General features: G+C 58.4%; 14 protein-coding genes and 1 pseudogene. 7 read left to right on the top strand and 8 right to left on the bottom strand.

What is annotated here, in order from left to right:
* Nucleotides 1-320 precede the first annotated feature (320 nt).
* On the top strand, nt 321-707 hold the full coding sequence (locus ACPYOJ_RS17695) for a hypothetical protein (protein WP_481417408.1): 387 nt from the start codon (nt 321-323) through the stop codon (nt 705-707).
* Nucleotides 708-879: 172 nt separating this feature from the next.
* On the opposite strand, the gene ACPYOJ_RS17690 is transcribed toward ACPYOJ_RS17695, so the two are convergent.
* The 3 genes from ACPYOJ_RS17690 to ACPYOJ_RS17680 form a co-directional block, all read right to left on the bottom strand.
* Nucleotides 880-1617: a hypothetical protein gene (locus ACPYOJ_RS17690; protein WP_481417407.1), complete on the bottom strand. Its 738-nt coding sequence runs from the start codon at nt 1615-1617 to the stop codon at nt 880-882.
* 62 nt (nt 1618-1679) lie between these two features.
* Nucleotides 1680-2942 (bottom strand): hypothetical protein, encoded by a 1263-nt coding sequence (locus ACPYOJ_RS17685; RefSeq protein ID WP_481417406.1) that lies wholly within the window; start codon nt 2940-2942, stop codon nt 1680-1682.
* Between the two features lie 178 nt (nt 2943-3120).
* Nucleotides 3121-5013, bottom strand: coding sequence for an acyltransferase family protein (locus tag ACPYOJ_RS17680; protein ID WP_481417405.1), 1893 nt, complete (start codon nt 5011-5013; stop codon nt 3121-3123).
* A 75-nt stretch (nt 5014-5088) separates the two neighbouring features.
* Between ACPYOJ_RS17680 and ACPYOJ_RS17675 the strand changes: the two genes are divergently transcribed.
* Both ACPYOJ_RS17675 and ACPYOJ_RS17670 read left to right on the top strand, forming a co-directional pair.
* Nucleotides 5089-5241 (top strand): hypothetical protein, encoded by a 153-nt coding sequence (locus tag ACPYOJ_RS17675; protein WP_481417404.1) that lies wholly within the window; start codon nt 5089-5091, stop codon nt 5239-5241.
* A 176-nt stretch (nt 5242-5417) separates the two neighbouring features.
* A complete protein-coding gene (locus tag ACPYOJ_RS17670) occupies nt 5418-5558 on the top strand; it encodes a hypothetical protein (RefSeq protein ID WP_481417403.1) in 141 nt (46 codons plus the stop codon).
* Nucleotides 5559-6168: 610 nt separating this feature from the next.
* Here ACPYOJ_RS17670 and ACPYOJ_RS17665 read toward each other — a convergent pair.
* Complete coding sequence (locus ACPYOJ_RS17665) at nt 6169-6546, bottom strand: hypothetical protein (RefSeq protein ID WP_481417402.1); 378 nt, start codon at nt 6544-6546, stop codon at nt 6169-6171.
* Between the two features lie 223 nt (nt 6547-6769).
* Nucleotides 6770-7255 carry an Lrp/AsnC family transcriptional regulator gene (locus tag ACPYOJ_RS17660; protein ID WP_481417401.1) on the bottom strand — a complete coding sequence of 162 codons (486 nt, stop codon included), beginning with the start codon at nt 7253-7255 and terminating at the stop codon, nt 6770-6772.
* A gap of 106 nt (nt 7256-7361) precedes the next feature.
* Between ACPYOJ_RS17660 and ACPYOJ_RS17655 the strand changes: the two genes are divergently transcribed.
* From ACPYOJ_RS17655 to ACPYOJ_RS17645, 3 genes and pseudogenes are all read left to right on the top strand, one after another.
* Nucleotides 7362-8573 (top strand): diaminopropionate ammonia-lyase, encoded by a 1212-nt coding sequence (locus tag ACPYOJ_RS17655; protein ID WP_481417400.1) that lies wholly within the window; start codon nt 7362-7364, stop codon nt 8571-8573.
* A pseudogene (locus ACPYOJ_RS17650) lies at nt 8570-9813 on the top strand (allantoate amidohydrolase). Before ACPYOJ_RS17655 ends, ACPYOJ_RS17650 begins: the two are co-directional and overlap by 4 nt.
* The gene (locus ACPYOJ_RS17645; RefSeq protein WP_481417399.1) at nt 9810-10973 is read left to right on the top strand and encodes a M20 aminoacylase family protein; all 1164 of its coding nucleotides are present in this window, start codon (nt 9810-9812) and stop codon (nt 10971-10973) included. The pseudogene ACPYOJ_RS17650 and the gene ACPYOJ_RS17645 overlap by 4 nt, the downstream one beginning before the upstream one ends.
* A 100-nt stretch (nt 10974-11073) precedes the next feature.
* On the opposite strand, the gene ACPYOJ_RS17640 is transcribed toward ACPYOJ_RS17645, so the two are convergent.
* Complete coding sequence (locus ACPYOJ_RS17640; protein ID WP_481417398.1) at nt 11074-11997, bottom strand: DMT family transporter; 924 nt, start codon at nt 11995-11997, stop codon at nt 11074-11076.
* 116 nt (nt 11998-12113) lie between these two features.
* On the opposite strand from ACPYOJ_RS17640, the gene gcvA reads away from it, so the two are divergent.
* Entirely contained in the window at nt 12114-13034 is a 921-nt protein-coding gene (gene gcvA / locus ACPYOJ_RS17635) for a transcriptional regulator GcvA (protein WP_481417397.1), read from the top strand.
* 58 nt (nt 13035-13092) lie between these two features.
* Here the strand turns inward: gcvA and ACPYOJ_RS17630 are convergent, their stop codons facing one another.
* Together ACPYOJ_RS17630 and ACPYOJ_RS17625 are read right to left on the bottom strand one after the other, a co-directional pair.
* The gene (locus tag ACPYOJ_RS17630) at nt 13093-13827 is read right to left on the bottom strand and encodes a class I SAM-dependent methyltransferase (RefSeq protein ID WP_481417396.1); all 735 of its coding nucleotides are present in this window, start codon (nt 13825-13827) and stop codon (nt 13093-13095) included.
* A 200-nt stretch (nt 13828-14027) separates the two neighbouring features.
* Nucleotides 14028-16238, bottom strand: coding sequence for an adenylate/guanylate cyclase domain-containing protein (locus ACPYOJ_RS17625; RefSeq protein ID WP_481417395.1), 2211 nt, complete (start codon nt 16236-16238; stop codon nt 14028-14030).
* Nucleotides 16239-16314 lie beyond the last annotated feature (76 nt).

Here is a 16314-nt window from a genome sequence, read left to right as displayed (position 1 = left end):
CAACGAGAAAGTCGCCTGCGACGTGTTGGGGCCCGGACGATCACCTTCCAAGACCGAGACATGACGGTCGGCATGGTGCTGTTGTCCAAGGGCAACGTTCCGGCAAACGCAGCGGTAGACTTCGCGGCAGCCTCAGGTGCTCGCCGGTATCTGTTGCTTCTTTCGGCCTTCAGCACAAACGGCACGTTTTCCCCGATCATTCAGCTCAAGGCTGGAGGCGTTGCGGTGACTTCCGGATATGCTGGTGGTGTAGCCTCAGCGGCTCCATCAACCGCAGCCGTCAACCTGTCATCTGGTTTACTATATCTGGCAACTCTCCGGTGGCTGCGAACTATGTACATCACGTCAAGATCGAGCTGATCTTGCAAGATGGCAATACATGGGAAGCCTTTGTGACGGATGGGTATAGCCACGCAGCGGCGGGCATCGCGGGTGGTGGCTCCAAGATCCTTGCAGGCGTGCTTGATGGCATTCGCCTAACTACAGTTGGCGGGGCTGAGCTCCCAGATGCCGGCACCTACACCCCTCTATGCGGAGTATTGAGAATGGTGCAAGTTGCAAAGATTGGCCTTGACGGCACAGTAACCTATGACGAGGAGGATTTGCCCGATCTAACGCAGGCAGAGGTCGCGCCTGAGCCCGTGTCAGCGCGACAATTCAAGCCGCAACTCGCCATTATGAATCTGAAAACCCAAGTGGACGCGTAGGTCGCCACTCCGGACGACCCAACGCAGATCGCCTATGAGTACAGCGGATCCTTTGTGAAGTCGTCCGAGATGATGCAGGCAGGCTTTTCGGCTATGGGCTTCGCGTCCGAGCAGGTCAATGGATTCTTCCTGGCAGCATCGCGTCTTTGATGGCTGCCAGGAGCGGTAGCCGTCAATCTACCTTCCAGAGCGACATTCCTGTCCAAGACGCTATGCGCGAGAGCCCGCGTGTGTCCGATGGATCACTGGCGCCGATCCAGAGAAAATACAGAGAGCGAGAAGTTCCAACTTCATCCCTCACTTTGTCTCGATCGCCACCAGCCGAAAGATCATTGTCGAGCAACCACAGACGCGAGGCGACGCGAGGGTCAAGTTCCGTTCGCTTGGCGTACACGGCAAGAATGTATCTAGAACTATACAGCTGAAGGCCAGGGACGCTGCCGGCCAGAGGTCGTTCGTCGAATGACTGGAAGCTTCCGCCCGTCACCAGAACGTCACCACGGTTGATTACTTCGCCGAGTTTTTGCTCCACATTGTGGAAGCTGGCGTCTTGGAAAATGGGGGTCGGCGTTGGGAAGTTCGTGTGCAAAAATTTCGGGACGAAGCCTATTGAGAATTCCACAGCTTGGGCGACGAAAAGCACTCCAGATAAGCTCAAACCAATCATTGCAGCTCTTGAGTGGTCTTTCAGACGAGCACGAAACATGGCGTTGAGTCCGAACGCTCCAAGAAGAGCCAAGGAAATGTCCGCGTACCAGTAAAATGCCCAGATCTCTTGCGGCACGACGGTTTCGACCATCATAAGGAAGGCTATGCCGCCTAGTGCCACCCCACCGAGCAGGACTTTGACATCCCGATCCACAGTCTTTGTGAATATAGCGTAAACAAATCCCGGCAAGACAAAGGTCATCCGGCCGCACAGCGCGACGAGGAGATATACTAGGCTAGCTCCCCACGCCGGGACACCCCAGTTTAGAAGGCCTTGAGCGAGCGGTGATACATGCCGTCCTTCCATTGTGAAACAGCCAAATTCAGAGGATGGATCAGTACCAGTTTCGTGCCATCCGAGTGGCCGCCGCCAAGGCCGAGGAATACTACTGTTCCAGCCACTATGCCGGCAACAATCATGACGAGCAGCTTGGCATAATCCCACACCATTGCCCGATCTTTGATGTTGACGAGACCCAGCAGCCCCACCCCGGCGGCTAGCATTGGGAGCATCATTGCCCGTGTGCCGCTTCCAACAAAGATTAGCAAACACAGGAGCAGGGTACTCATCCGAAATCTTCTAGGTGAAAGGATTTCATCGAGAAGAAAAATGAATATCTGAAACGCGACAAGCGTGGACGCCACGCGATACATGATGGATGCCGTCGCAAGGTGATATATTTTCCACATCACCCCGGAGTAACCGAAGGTGAGGAGCATGCTTACAGATGCGATTACACCCGCGATACCCATTCCAAATCTTGAGGAAGAGAACGCAAAAAGACAGAGAATAAACGAGAGGCTGTGAAAGACGATCGCCAAGCGCGATGCAACCAGGATAATCGGGATGTCCATGGTCGTGGCAGCCATCCCGACGTGCACATTGTAAAGGTAATGATAGTGCAGAGGCACATCCATTAGGAATGGTTCGATGGGAGGCCACTTGCCTGTCACAGAGTTGGCGAAGGCTGCAACCCACGTGAAGTGCTGATCAACGATCAGGTTGAAATTGAACAGCGAGGCTGCGAACACCAAAAAGAGGGCCGCGGCGCAGCACGTTAAGAGCGTTGCTGGTCGGTCTGAACTCGGCGCGATGAGGGGAACGAGTTGGTTTCGTCGCAGCCACGCCACTGCTGAATAGAGCAGCGGCAAGAAGGTATATGCCCACTGCATCGACGCCACGGTAAAGAGTAAGCCGGCGCTCATTTCAAGACATTGGCCGACGATTATCGCCTTAGCGGTGAATTCGATCGGCGTGAGCTGCCTCTTAGACGACATAAGAACCAGGCACGCCCCCGGCAGTGCCACGAACAGTGCTTGGTAAACAAGGTAGAGAGCTGCCGAGGCGGCCGTGGATCCAAAAAGCATTGTTAAGGCAAAGGCCGCGCTGGATAGCGCTAACCAGGTCAATGCTATTTCGCGCGCTGCTCCATCGAGTGAGTAGAAGAATTTTAGCTGTTGCTTCATGAAAATACACCCCGCGGTATGAGGGGTGTCGCATTTCCAATCCTTGGTTTCAATATTCATGTCGTGGTTGAAGTAAAGAAAACCACAGCCATTTGCGGCAGCAGTTGGATTAGATCACGTATCTGGTAAAGCAAGCTTGGGCACCCAGGCCCAAAGCGTCAGTATATAACACGCGCAATTCCAAACATCGCAGGCTGACGAGAGGCCGCACGCTTTCTTGCGGCGACCGACCCGGTCGCTAGTGAGTTAGTCTATCCAGCAACTTTCCGCCAATGAAACTGCCTGCTTTCGTGGTTAGATGACCATAGTCCCACGATAGAAGATCCGCCGGATCGTCCGACCAAGTCGTAGCGCAAGCACGGTCGCTGCAGAACATATCTATGAGGGAAAGGTAATCGAGGTGCCGCTGTTCCGCTAAGGAGCGGAGCTCAGCATCCACGGTGGCGACGTCGGGAGAAGGCATATTAGAAATGCTTTTGGGTATCCCTTTTGATTTGTCTGCGAGCCACTGCTTATAGACAAGGTCCGGCAAATTCTCAGTGTAGGTTGGGAACGGACCAACAATCGCGACCTTGATGCCTACTCGCTCCAAGGCGTCGATTGTGTCTATTAACCCCGCCGCCATGGATGATCCAGAAGAATAGTCGCCAGAGTAGCGCGGCCACCTGGCGAAAAGGACGACAATATCGGGCTTGTTTTTAACGAAGGCGGATAGCGCTCCGTTTAGGAACGTTTGGCATGAGCCGAACTCTTGAATTGGGGGGCAGGCGTCAGCGGCATACCCGGTGACCTCAGCTTTTCCTTCTGCAGCGATCGCGAGACCAGGGAAAAAGCGACCTGCATGAGAGTCACCCCACACAGCGATCTTCGGCAGCGATGCATTGCCCTTGAGGGCGCAATCGTCGGAGTAGTTTTGGCTACGATCATATAGCCAACATCTGCCGATGCGAGCGTCAGACCGGAAATCATACTTCGAGAACGCAAGGATCTCTCGGATCTTCTCGGGATAGAAAAGCGTTCGCATGTCGACCCTGCTGTTCATGGCTCCAAAGACTCCGAGGGCTACCAGTGTGCAAAGCAACGCCGGCGTTAACTTGGCTGCTTTGATGCCGTGCAGGGGGAGCTCTAGACACAAGTAGGTTATTGCAGCTAGTGCAACTGCGAGGCCCATCAGCATGCAAGTAACTAAAGGTGCAATCTGATCGTTTAAAGCTCTTGCGAATACCAAAATCGGCCAGTGCCAAAGGTAGAGCGGATAGCTAACAAGGCCAACCGCGACGAACGGCCGGGTCGAAATCGTTATGCGAGAAAGTGCATTGTCTTGGCCGGAGACTAGCAAAAGCCCCGTGCCGATGACCGAAATTCCCGCGGACAATGGCATGAAGCTTGCCTCTTGGACAAAGACGAAGCCAGCAATGACAAGCGCGAGTCCTAAGCCAAACAGCGTGTTTCCGATGCGGGCAGATCGGCCGATGGACTTGTTGGCTGCCAGCAAGCCTCCGAAAGCAAGTTCCCACGCTCTACTCAATGGCGAGTAGAAGGCTGCGGTCGGTGCGTGGCTCGCCAGATAGACATTGTAGGCTAAGGAAGCAACGACGATGATCGCCAGGACGGCTGACAACGGCAAGCGAGTACGTGCTATCGCCCATAAAAGTACCGGCCATGCGAGATAGAACTGTTCTTCTACCCCAAGCGACCACAAATGCAGCAATGGCTTGCTCAACGAGCTTACATCGAAATACCCAGCCTCGCTCCATAGCAGCAGATTGGGGATGAAGAATGCCGCCCCCATGGTGTGCCATTCCAATTGCCGCATCTGGGTCGGCGCCAAGATCAAAGAGCCTGCAATCAGTGAAGCCGCGATAACAACGATGAGTGCGGGATAAATTCGCCGGATGCGGCGTTGGTAGAACGCTAGCAACGAAAAGCGCTGTGCGGCGATGTCCTGCGCAAGGATACGCGTGATCAGATAGCCGGAAATGACGAAGAAGATATCCACGCCGAGAAAACCGCCAGGCAACAGACTGGGAAAGGCGTGGAATATGACAACGGCGATGACCGCAACCGCTCGCAGTCCGTCGATATCGGCGCGGTAGGAAACAGATCGGACGGCATTCGTTTTCTGAAGCACTGGTGGCTGTTTCCTTAGCGGGAAATTTTCACCGAATAGCTGTGTTCCAAGATCCTGACAAGCCTGAAGCGCCGTGTGACCTACGTGGCTGTTTGGGGGCGGCCGATCGCACTCAGCGATACGATCGCCATGAACCTGATCCTGCTCTTCGGCGGCATTATCGGCAGCTATGTCTTCGGCGCGGTGTGGGAGACGAACGCAGGGTGGCAGTTGCCCAGCAGGCGGTAGAGCAAGGCGAGGCCGATACGACCGTTGAGGTGAAGCCATGATCTTGGCCTGGTGGCCGCAATCGCTGCCAGTCTCCTGCTTCTTTTGGCAGTTCGTATTGCGTATCTCGCCGTTCGTGAAGTCCATTCCATGGTCGATCAGGCGGCAGCAAGCGCCACTGAACTCTCCGATGCTCAATGGACCGCAAGATCGAGAAGGCGAACGCCCAAGCCAATCAGAAGATCGCCGACCAGGCGAAGGCCGCCCTGCAGATCGAGGCGGAGGCGTCCGAGCGCATCAATGCGGCATCACAGCAACTTGAAGAACTGAGGAAATGAAATGCGGCTTTGCCTCATGGCGGCGATATCGGCCTTTCCCGTGATTCGTGTCAGCCTGCTCCCAGATTAAACCAGAGCCTATCGTCGTGACGAAGGTGGTCAGCGTGACGCTGCCTCCCGTTTGCCGGCGTCCTGCTCCCGCTCTCTCACCCAAGCCAGATCGAGATATGACTCAAGAAGAGATCCTGAATAACTGGTCAGCCGACCGGATCGCGCGCAATGCCAGCGAGGTGGGCCGTGCCGCGTGTGTCGCAGCCGTGGACGCCGCAGAAGTCCCCGCGCTGATGGCGCACCATCCCCACTTCTTCGGGTGGGGTAGCCTACGGAACCAGTTTAGCTGTAGAAGCATTTGCTAGCTGCCATAATCCGGGAGATTTCAATGCGTCGTTCCATAAGCGCCTTTTTCATCATTTCAGCGATTGCCACTTCGTTCGCTGCCGTTCCGTCAATCGGTGCCGCTCAAGAGTTGCGTATTGGTCCAGACGGGGTCCGGATCTATGACAGAGATCGCTATGATGACCGTCGAGCCAGCCGCCGTTGTGATCCCGACCTTGCTATGGACAAGGCGCGTGACCGTGGTATCCGCCGCGGGCGCATTGTAAACTACTCGTCAAACTCTGTCGCAGTTGATGGAATGACTCGCAGAGGTCCCATGCGTGCGGAGTTTTATAACAAGCGAGGTTGCCCGATTATTCGGACCTTTTACCTCGATTAATAAGTGAAGAGCACACAAACCGCGCTGAATCGGCGGCGGCCTTCCGCCGGGCTTCATCCATCCTGGCTTCAACCCCCATCGGGCACTGACGAAGACGGTTCCCATCGTGACAGGCTCGCGCATCAGGTCTTTGGTGATGATCGGATAGTCGAGGGAAGGGGCGCCGTTATAGCGGGGGATCTGGTTGGAAAGGCCAAGAGCGCCCTTCCGATCGACGAACGCAAAAGCGCCCATCATGCTTTCCATATCCTCTTGATGAAAATGCATCCGCATATTTTGAGCTCCTTTGTTCTCAAAATGTTCACGCTGGAGCAAGGAGTGAAGAGCGCTAGAGCAGGGTGGCGCGGCTGACCTGCGTTTGCCGAAGTGGCACGGCTTCATCCATTACTTTTTGACCGCTCGCCAGTTTTGTCGCGTTCAAGACTGGAAAACGACATAGGCACCGTGACTGATATGGTCGTTGTTATGCTGGTGAACATCGTCCCTGGCATCTCGGTTAACCTAGAACACGCACTGCCATTCCGGCCTTGACCCGGTCCATCGCGACGAACGTCCTGAACCGCTTGACATTGTTGTTGCCGAAGAAGAGCCGGCGTGTCAGAGACTCGTAGTCCGTCATCGAAGGAACGATCACAACGATGACGAAGTCCGCTTCTCCCGTGACGTAGTAACATTGCTGAATTTCGGGGGCCACGGAGAACTCCCGTTTCGCCGCCTCGATCTGGTCGGCGGTCTCGCTGATAACTTCCACCTCGACGAAGATGGTAATGGACTGTCCCACCGCCGTCGGGTCGATGACCGCGACGTTTCCCTGTATGACGCCATCCTCGGTCATCCGCTTGATCCGCCGCTGTACCGCAGGCGCAGAAAGGCCAACCGCCTCTCCGATGCTCCTCTGGGACGTCATGTTGTCCCTCTGCACGATCGCGAGAATCTTCCGGTCGAAGGCGTCGAGGCCGTAAGAAGCCGGTGGCTTGGTCAATACTCGCCCTCAACGAAACAAACTTGCAAAAAATGCCCTTAAATACAGCCCTTTTTTCGCTCGCTTTGCAATATGTTTCAAATCGCAATTCAAGCGAGGCGACCCAATGTTTCTTCTGAACACCACCATCGAATACCGCCAGCCACTTGACCCAGGGGACGCGGAGACGCTTGGCAAGGACGCTGCGGCAGCGGTCGAACGGCATCTGGAATTCCGGGACAGAAACGCGGAGACACCGCTCGTATCGCTGCCAGGGCTCGCCTCCGAACTGGGCGTCGCGGCCATCCATGTCAAAGACGAAGGCCACCGTCTTGGCCTCGGCAGCTTCAAGGCGCTCGGCGGCGCGTACGCCGTGATCCGGCTGGTCCTCGAAGAGGCCGAGAAAAAACTCGGCCGCCCGGTCGACATTTCCGAACTTTCCGCACCCGAGGTTCGCGTCGTCGCGGAAGCCATGACGGTCGCCTGCGCGACCGACGGCAACCACGGGCGCTCGGTCGCCCAGGGCGCGCAGCTGGTCGGCGCTCGGGCGGCGATCTTCGTCCATTCCGGAGTGAGCGACGAGCGGGTCGCCGCCATCGCGCGCTATAGCGCGGAAACGATCCGGGTGCAGGGTACCTACGACGACTCGGTGAAGGAGGCGGCGCGCATCGCCCGGGAGAACGACTGGATCATCGTCTCGGATACCTCGTGGCCGGGTTACGAACGCATACCCGAATTGGTCATGCAGGGCTACACCGCGCTTGTGAGGGAGGCCTTGCGGAGGCTACCGAATCCGCCAACCCACGTGTTTGTGCAGTCCGGTGTCGGCGGGATAGCGGCTGCCGTCGCGGGACATTTGGCGATCGAGTTTGGGGACCGGCGTCCGATGTTCACCGTCGTCGACCCGGCGCGGGCGGCTTGCCTGTTCGAGACGGCGAGAGCCGGGCATCCGGTCACGATCGCCCACGGAGACCCGACGGTCATGGCGATGCTCGAATGCTATGAGCCGTCGCTGGTCGCATGGCGGGTTCTCTCGCGCGTCGCAGACGCGTTCCTGACCGTCGACGAGGAGGACGCGACGTCAATCATTATGCGTCTCGCGAATCCTATCGCGGGAGACCCGGCGATCGTCGCGGGGGAAAGTGGCGGCGTCGGTCTTGCCGGCTTGGTCAAAGCCATGGCCGACCCGGAGATCAAAAAGGCGCTTTTGTTGGACGCCACCTCGCGGGTTTTCGTCATCAACACGGAAGGCGCGACCGATCCGTCAAAATACGAGGAGATCGTGGGCTTATCGCCCGCGGCCGTGGCGGCGAAGAACCTTAAAGGAGCGCACGCATGAGCGGACATTCGATCGATGCGGAACGCTTGCTCGGCCGGCTCCGCACGCTCGGGGACATCGGCCGAGACGCCCAGGGGAGACTTGTCCGCCTTGCCGCTTCCGACACCGAGAAGCAGGGGCGTGACAGGTTCGTTTCGTGGCTTCGGGAGGCGGGATTGGAAGTCGCCGTCGACCGCATCGGCAACATCTTCGGCATCTGGAATCCCGACGGAATCGCGCGCGGTCCAATTATGCTCGGCTCCCATATCGACACCGTCATCAACGCGGGCATCTACGACGGCTGCTACGGAGTACTATCGGGTCTCGAGGTCGTGGAGACGTTGAAGGGTGAGGCCTTTCAACCGGCTCGGCCGATTGTGGTGGCGGCGTTCACGAACGAAGAGGGCGTCCGCTTCGCGCCGGACATGATGGGGTCACTGGTCTATTCCGGCGGTCTTGCAACCGACGCCGCGCTCGCGACCGTCGGCACCGATGGCGCGGTCCTCGGCGAGGAACTCGCCCGCATCGGCTATGCGGGACGCAAGAGCCCGGCTTCCTGAGGCCGCACGTCTATGTCGAACTCCACATCGAGCAAGGCCCCGTCCTCGATCGGGAAGGCGTCCCGATCGGAGCGGTACAGAACCTCCAGGGCATCTCGTGGCAAAAGGTCACTATCGACGGCTACGCCAACCACGCGGGGACAACCCCGATCTCCATGCGCCGAGATGCCGGATACGCGGCGGCGCGGGTGATCTCGTTCCTGCGTGACCGCGCGAAGGCCTCGAACACCCCGACCGTCGCCACGGTCGGAACCATCAGGTTCGAGCCGAACGCGATCAACGTCATCCCTTCGCGGGCGACTTTCACGGTCGACCTCCGCGACCCCGACGAGGGCCGCCTGAAGGAGGAGGAGGCAGCGCTCGCGTTGTTCCTCGACGCGCTCGCGACCGAGGAGAAGGTGGAGATATCGACCGAGCGGCTGGCCCGCTTCGAACCCGTGAAGTTCAACGAGAACATCGTCCGCCTGGTGGAACAAGCCGCCGGAAAGCGCGGGCTCGCCTGCAAAAGAATGACGTCGGGCGCGGGCCACGACGCCCAGATGATGGCTCGCATCGCGCCGAGCGCCATGATATTCGTTCCCAGCCGGGACGGCATAAGCCACAGTCCCAAGGAGTTCACGCCTGACGCCGATCTCGTCGCCGGGACGAACATCCTGCTTGACGTCGTCCGCGCCCTGGTAGCTGAAGGGCAAACCGAATGAGCTTGGACTTACAGGCACTGCATCGCGAGATGACCGTATGGCGGCACGATCTCCATGCCCATCCGGAATTCGGCTTCGAGGAAACGCGGACATCGGCGTTCGTGGCTGGCAAGCTCCGTGAGTTCGGATTGGACGAGGTCATCGAAGGTGTCGGCGGGACGGGTGTGGTCGGCACACTCAGGAGGGGCACTGGAAACCGGACGATCGCGCTGCGGGCGGACATGGATGCCCTTCGGATCGCGGAGCAGGGAGATCACGAATACCGTTCGCGGAATGATGGTGTCATGCACGCTTGCGGCCATGACGGACACACGGCGATGCTCCTCGGCGCAGCGAAGATGCTCGCCCGGGAAGGCGGCTTCGACGGCACCGTCCGGTTCGTTTTTCAGCCCGCCGAGGAATGGGGCAGGGGCGCGCTTGCCATGCTCAACGACAGTCTCTTCGAGCGCTTCCCCTTTGACGAAATCTACGGCATCCACAACATGCCTGGTCTTCCGGTGGGCCTGTTCCAGACTCGCGCGGGTGCGATCATGTCGGCCGAGGACAACTTCGAGATCGTGCTCGAAGGCGTCGGTGGCCACGCGGCGCGGCCACACGCCAGCAACGAGGTCCTGGTCGCGGCCTGTGCGCTGGTGACGAACCTCCAAACGATCGTCTCCAGACGTCTCGATCCCACTGACATCGGCGTCGTGTCGGTGACCGAACTCGTGACCGACGGCACCCGCAACGCGCTGCCGGGTTTGGCCCGCGTACTCGGGGATGCGCGGAGCTTCCGTCCTGAGGTCAGCGCGGAGATCGAAAAGCAGATGCGCGTGATCGCGGAGGGAACTGCGCTGACGCACAATGTTTCAGCCAAGGTCGAATACACGCGGGAGTTCGTCCCACTGCTGAACGATCCGGTGCTGGTGGAGGAGGCGTTCGCCGCCGCCCGAAGTGCCTTCGACGCCAATCATGTCGAGGTACGCCGGGAACCGATGACCGCGTCGGAGGATTTCGCGCGCTTTCTCGACCGCGCGCCTGGTTGCTTCGCTTTCCTTGGGAATGGGGAGAACTCCTCGCCACTGCACAATCCCACCTATGATTTCAACGACGCCGGATTGATGCACGGGGCGAACTTCCACGTCGCGATCGTCCGGCGTCGGTTGAGCGCGGATAGATAACGCGGCGAAGAGGAAATTCGAACCGAGATCAGTCTCCCGAGCCTCATTACCTTCTGCGGCGGTATGTCCTCTATCGGCCCTAAGCTGCCATTGGGCAATTTCAACCGCGTGGTCTCACTGCGAGTGCAAGACCTGCTAGAATGAAGCTGACACCCGTGATGAACAGCAAGCCGAGCCTGTCGCCGAACATGACTGCAGACGCGGTGATTCCGAATACGGGTTGGAGGTACTGAACGCTTGCGGCGATGGGTGCAGGTACGTCACGGAGAATGTTCAGCCACAGGAACAGACCTGCCACGGTAACGACCAAGCCGAGGTAAGCCGCCGCTCCCAACGCTTCTCCGGTGATCTGAAATGGCGTGCGGTATGCCTCCCAGCCCGCCCATGGCATTAGCGCCACCAAACCGAAGAAGGTACTCCAAGTAGCCACGACGACGGTGCCGTGCTGTTTCGTGAGTTCGACGCTCCAAACGTAGTAGAAGGCGACCGCCAATGCCGAGATCAGCATCCAGATAGGGCCGACGACCGTCGTTCCGGAAGTTCCCGCCTCATCTCCGTTGCCCGAAGCCACTACGACGATGCCCGCGAATGCGGCCGCCACGCCAAGAAGCTGCAGACGTGAGACCGTCTGCTTGAGCCGGATCGTAGCGAAGAAGACAATGAACAGGGGGATCGTCGCCGACAGGATCGTTCCAACCGAGGCGGAGGTGCCCTTCACGCCAAACGTTTGCGCGACCTGTCCCACTCCGATTCCGAGAATGCCAAGTGCAGCAACGGGTGGCAGGGCCATCCGGGGCAAGGGCTGCTTCCCGATGAGCAAGAACATCATGAATGGGATAGCAAATGCAAACCGGATGGCCGTCAGTGTCAGTGGCGGCATCGTGACCAGGCCTAGTTTTGTGACCGGGATTGACAAGCCCCACATCAAGGCAAGTAGTAGCATCGCTCCGAAGCTCGCAAGTGTCACTCGGCGTTCGGCGACTGCAGGGGCAATAGGGGCGGGTTCGGTGGCGACCTGGCTCATGGTGCTTCGCAATCCGTCGGGAGGTGTAATCGCACCACATCTAAGGCCAGCTACCCCTTGCGACAAATCATTTGTCGTCACATGATGCGTGATTACCACTCACGCATATCGATGTCATGCCGAACCTACTTCCACCCCTACAGACCCTTCGCGCCTTCGAAGCCACTGGGCGGCGGCTTAGCATGACACTCGCGGCGGACGAGCTTAGCGTGACGCATGGTGCGGTAAGTCGCCACATCAAGACCCTTGAGGATCATCTCGGCGTTCAGCTCTTCCGTCGCATGACCCGCAGGATTGAACTGACTGAGGCGGGTTCTGCCTTCTTCACGGTCGTCACCCGTCTTCTCTCCGAATTGTCTCGTGAGGCTGAGAACATTCGCCGAAGGAGCGATGCCGGGCGTCTTGTCGTAAGCACGGGCGTCTCGTTTGCAAGCAAGTGGCTGACGCCGCGCCTCCATCGGTTGATGGCCCGATTTCCGGATTTCGATATCCACCTGGAAGTGAACGACCTTGACGTCGATTTCGCGAAGGGTCATGTCGACGTGGCGGTCCGGTACGGAAGCGGCCAGTATCCCAACACCGCATCCGAGCGGATCATGAACGAGACCGTAACACCCGTATGCACTCCCGAGTACCGCAACAGGATGGGCGGACTGCGTTCCGCCGATGAACTTCTCTGCTGCCAGCTTGTTCACGAGAATGGGATGAAGGCCAACTGGGAGCGCTGGTTCGCACTGGCCGGGCTTGCACCGGCCCGGACGCGTGGCCCCGCCTACAGTCATGGAAGCATGTCCATCGAGGCTGCGATTAGGGGAGAAGGTGTAGCTCTCGGGCGCAGTGTGCTCGTTGCAGAAGACCTAGCCGGAGGTCGCCTCGTGCCACTCTTTCCCGAAGTTAGGCTAGAGGTCGAATGGGGGTATGATCTTGTCTATCGGATTGGCAACCAGGGCCATCCCAAGGTTTGCGCGTTTAGAGACTGGATCGCTGACGAGGTGCGACAGTTCAACGCCGTCGTTGAAGCGCAGCGACGGCGTTGACCGCTTTGGCGCAATGCAGCCGATTCCGATCTTCCGCTTTCGGCCCATTGCGGACCTACTATTGCGGAAGCCGGTAAACTGAAACGTGTGATCTGGATGACGCAGTAAACGGAGTGCCGATCCAATCGCCATGACGGCTTTCTAATCTAAATCCGGCGATTTGAGCCATTAGGTCAAGCTCAGAGGGCCAGATGTATCGATGCGGCGACCGGAAGAGACGGGCCTCCTTGCCGTCGCGGAAGTTGAAATGGTGCGAAACGACGTGCTGGGCGACAGGGTCGCATGTGTTGATGAGCATGTATCCGTCATGCGACTGCCCGACAACAGCTTGTGCATCAGACCAATGCGGAATGGTCGGAACCCAAAGTTCGATGACGAAGCGTCCGCCCGGACGAAGGTGCCGCGCGGCATTATGGAAGCACTCGACCTGTTCTTGCTGGGACATAACGTTCGAGATGCCATTGAAGACCAAGTAAACCAGATTGAATTGTCCTGGCACGAACGCCATAGTCATATCGCCAAGAACCACAGGGATATCATTCTCGCTCGCCTTCGTTCGCAATTGCCGAAGCATTGCTGGCGCGATTTCGATACCACTGACGGATATGCCCTTTTCAGAGAGCGGGATGGCTACTCGGCCGGTGCCAATCGCAAATTCCAAAGCTGCACCGCCCTCCGCGAGAGAGGTAAGTCGGTCGACGGCGGGATCGAGAACTTCAGGAGCGAACATCCCGGTTCCCGGCGTATCATAACTTTCGGCCGCTTCGACATCCCACAAATCCTCGTGCTTCATGAAAACCCTCCATTTCATGAAGCCTTAGCACCGGACATTTGACATGTCAGCTGTTGGCGCGAAGGCGACATCGTCGGATGACCGTTCCCGGCCCTTTGCAGTCATCCGCTCCTTGACGCGATGGCCACTTGAGACCGTAGATGAGATGCTCAGCAAGCTCGGGGGAGCGTGCGAGTGTGGACTGGAGACAATGGGGTCGCTCAGTAGCCCCTTATTTCCTTCAGTGCATCCTTGGCATAGCTGCCGATGGAACTCTCGCTCTCCATCGCTACTAGCGCGGGAATCGCATCCTTGGCCTGAGGCCCGATCTTTCTCAGGGCCTGCACGGCCTCCTCACGGACCCCGACGTCTTCGAGCAGCATAACCAGGGCTGGCACGGCTTCCGCTGCTGCCGGTCCAAACCAACCCAGACGCTTTGCGGCGTTCCGCCGGCTTGCGGGATCGCCCCGCGTCAGTTCAGCTGTGAGGCTCGAAACGGTCACGTCCATCGGCAGGGCAGCGACGCGGATACCGTCGAGCAGGCGCTCTCGCACCCCTTTGTGTTCGGGGGCCCATCGAATGGGGAACGTATAGTCGCGTGCGAGGTCTTCGAGAGCGGCCTGGTGTGTTCCTGGCCGCCACATCAGAAGCCTGCGCCTTGCCTCGTCCCGGCGACCGAGGCCAGCAAGTACGGATGCGAACGGCGGCATGAGTGCGGTTGCATTCGGATTCTTCTTGACCCCCTGGTCGAAGACCTCCGCCGCCTGTTCCAAATTGTTAGCAGCAAATAGCGCAACCCCGTGGGCAAGAACATAATGGCTCGGGAAGTTCGGATTGAGGCGAAGCGCTTTCTGGACGAAATCCAGGGCCTCGCTCGGCTTACCTGAAGCCGTCAAGGCCCAAGCCATGGCGATTTGCGCTTCAGGATCGTTAGGATCGAGCTCAATCGCCCGGCCGGCTTCGCGGCGCGCATCTTCACCAAAACGCAGACGGTCCAGCGCTTGGGCCGTATGGCCGAGAGCCGTCGGGTATCTCATGGCGTTGTCCAGTTGCACATGACCTTGCCACACGACCCTCTTCGGAGATGCTCCAAATCGTTGATTCCAGACCGATTCGTCGTCTCTGAAGAGAGCCTCATCGTACCAGTCGTAGTCTTCGACTCTAAGGTAGACCAAGGCGAGCGCGGCATAGGCGCGCCCGTACTCGGGATCGAGTTTAATAGCTCTCTTGAGCGGCGCGAGAGCCGCCGCGTTGTCATTGGCGTTGAAACGAAGATAAAGACTCCAACCCTCGTCAAATGCCTCTTTCGCCCGCAGGCTGTCCGTCCTGCCGCGGGCGATCTCCATCCTCTCATTTCGCGTCAGATTGACCTCCAGCGCCTCGACAATCCTGGTGACGAATGCGTCCTGAACGCCGAAAACGTCGGCAACATTGCCGTCAAAGCGGTCGGCCCACACATGACCTCCTGTGAGTGCATCAACCAGTTGGGCATTGACGCGGAGCCGATCGCCCGCACGTTGAACGCTGCCCTCAAGAACGTATCGGACGCCTAGCTCTTCAGCGACCTTGCTTACAGTCACTGGCTTGCCCTGATATGCGAATGTCGAGTTTCGGGCGACGACAAAGAGACCGGAAATCTTCGACAGATCGGTGATCAAGCTATCTGTCATGCCGTCGGTGAAATGCTGCTGCCCCGCTTCGCCGGACATGTCGGTGAATGGCATGACCGCAATGGATGGCTTGTCCGGCAATGGGAATTCCATCCGCGCCCTTGAGGCCAACTCGACTTGCGGTGCGCGGGAGCTGCTCCAGAAAACCACGCTTCCGGCTGTCAGCACGAGAGCTGCGGCGGCCGAGAGCCAGAGCCATGAACGGTAAGGTTTGCGCCGCCTCAAGGCGGCCGTGGTTCGGGGATGATCGCCAAGGCGAATCCGATAGAGGCGAACGGGCTTTTCGATATTCTTGACCTGCTGCTCACCCACGAAATCAAACGCGTAGTCCAGCTTTCTCTCGACGTGGTCGTACGCCGTTCCCGAGATCAGGACGCCTCCCGGATCGGCCAATCCCTCGAGTCGTGCCGCGACATTCACGCCGTCGCCATAGATGTCCTGTCCTTCGACGATAATGTCACCAAGGTTGACACCGATGCGAAACTCGAGCCGTTTATCAGCGGGTAGCTCCTCATTGCACTCGGCCATCGCTTGCTGGATTTCGACGCCGCACCTGACAGCGTCAACCACGCTGGGGAACTCGATCAGTGCGCCATCGCCCATGAGCTTGACCACCCGGCCATTGTGAGCAGCAACCTTCGGGTCGATGATGTTCTCGCGGGTGCTTCCAAGCCGCGCCAGGGTATCCGCCTCATCGATCTCCATGAGGCGACTGTAACCAGCGAGGTCAGCGGCCAGAATCGCCGCGAGCTTCCGTTGCATGAAATGCTCCGGGTGTAGAACGGCGTCTGTTGCAATTATAGGATAGTTACGGTTCACATCCCAGCCTGCTGTTGGT

This window comes from Rhizobium sp. SVR5-9E (assembly GCF_056755095.1).
This window is presented reverse-complemented; position numbering and strand designations above follow the sequence as displayed.

What these genes read in the sequence shown, in the direction of transcription:
- ACPYOJ_RS17645 (WP_481417399.1), top strand. Translation starts at nt 9,810, where the DNA reads ATGAGCTTGGACTTACAGGCACTGCATCGCGAGATGACCGTATGGCGG.
- ACPYOJ_RS17625 (WP_481417395.1), bottom strand. Translation starts at nt 16,238, where the DNA reads ATGCAACGGAAGCTCGCGGCGATTCTGGCCGCTGACCTCGCTGGTTAC.
- gcvA (WP_481417397.1), top strand. Translation starts at nt 12,114, where the DNA reads ATGCCGAACCTACTTCCACCCCTACAGACCCTTCGCGCCTTCGAAGCC.
- ACPYOJ_RS17670 (WP_481417403.1), top strand. Translation starts at nt 5,418, where the DNA reads ATGGACCGCAAGATCGAGAAGGCGAACGCCCAAGCCAATCAGAAGATC.
- ACPYOJ_RS17640 (WP_481417398.1), bottom strand. Translation starts at nt 11,997, where the DNA reads ATGAGCCAGGTCGCCACCGAACCCGCCCCTATTGCCCCTGCAGTCGCC.
- ACPYOJ_RS17655 (WP_481417400.1), top strand. Translation starts at nt 7,362, where the DNA reads ATGTTTCTTCTGAACACCACCATCGAATACCGCCAGCCACTTGACCCA.
- ACPYOJ_RS17685 (WP_481417406.1), bottom strand. Translation starts at nt 2,942, where the DNA reads ATGAATATTGAAACCAAGGATTGGAAATGCGACACCCCTCATACCGCG.
- ACPYOJ_RS17690 (WP_481417407.1), bottom strand. Translation starts at nt 1,617, where the DNA reads ATGACCTTTGTCTTGCCGGGATTTGTTTACGCTATATTCACAAAGACT.
- ACPYOJ_RS17665 (WP_481417402.1), bottom strand. Translation starts at nt 6,546, where the DNA reads ATGCGGATGCATTTTCATCAAGAGGATATGGAAAGCATGATGGGCGCT.
- ACPYOJ_RS17630 (WP_481417396.1), bottom strand. Translation starts at nt 13,827, where the DNA reads ATGAAGCACGAGGATTTGTGGGATGTCGAAGCGGCCGAAAGTTATGAT.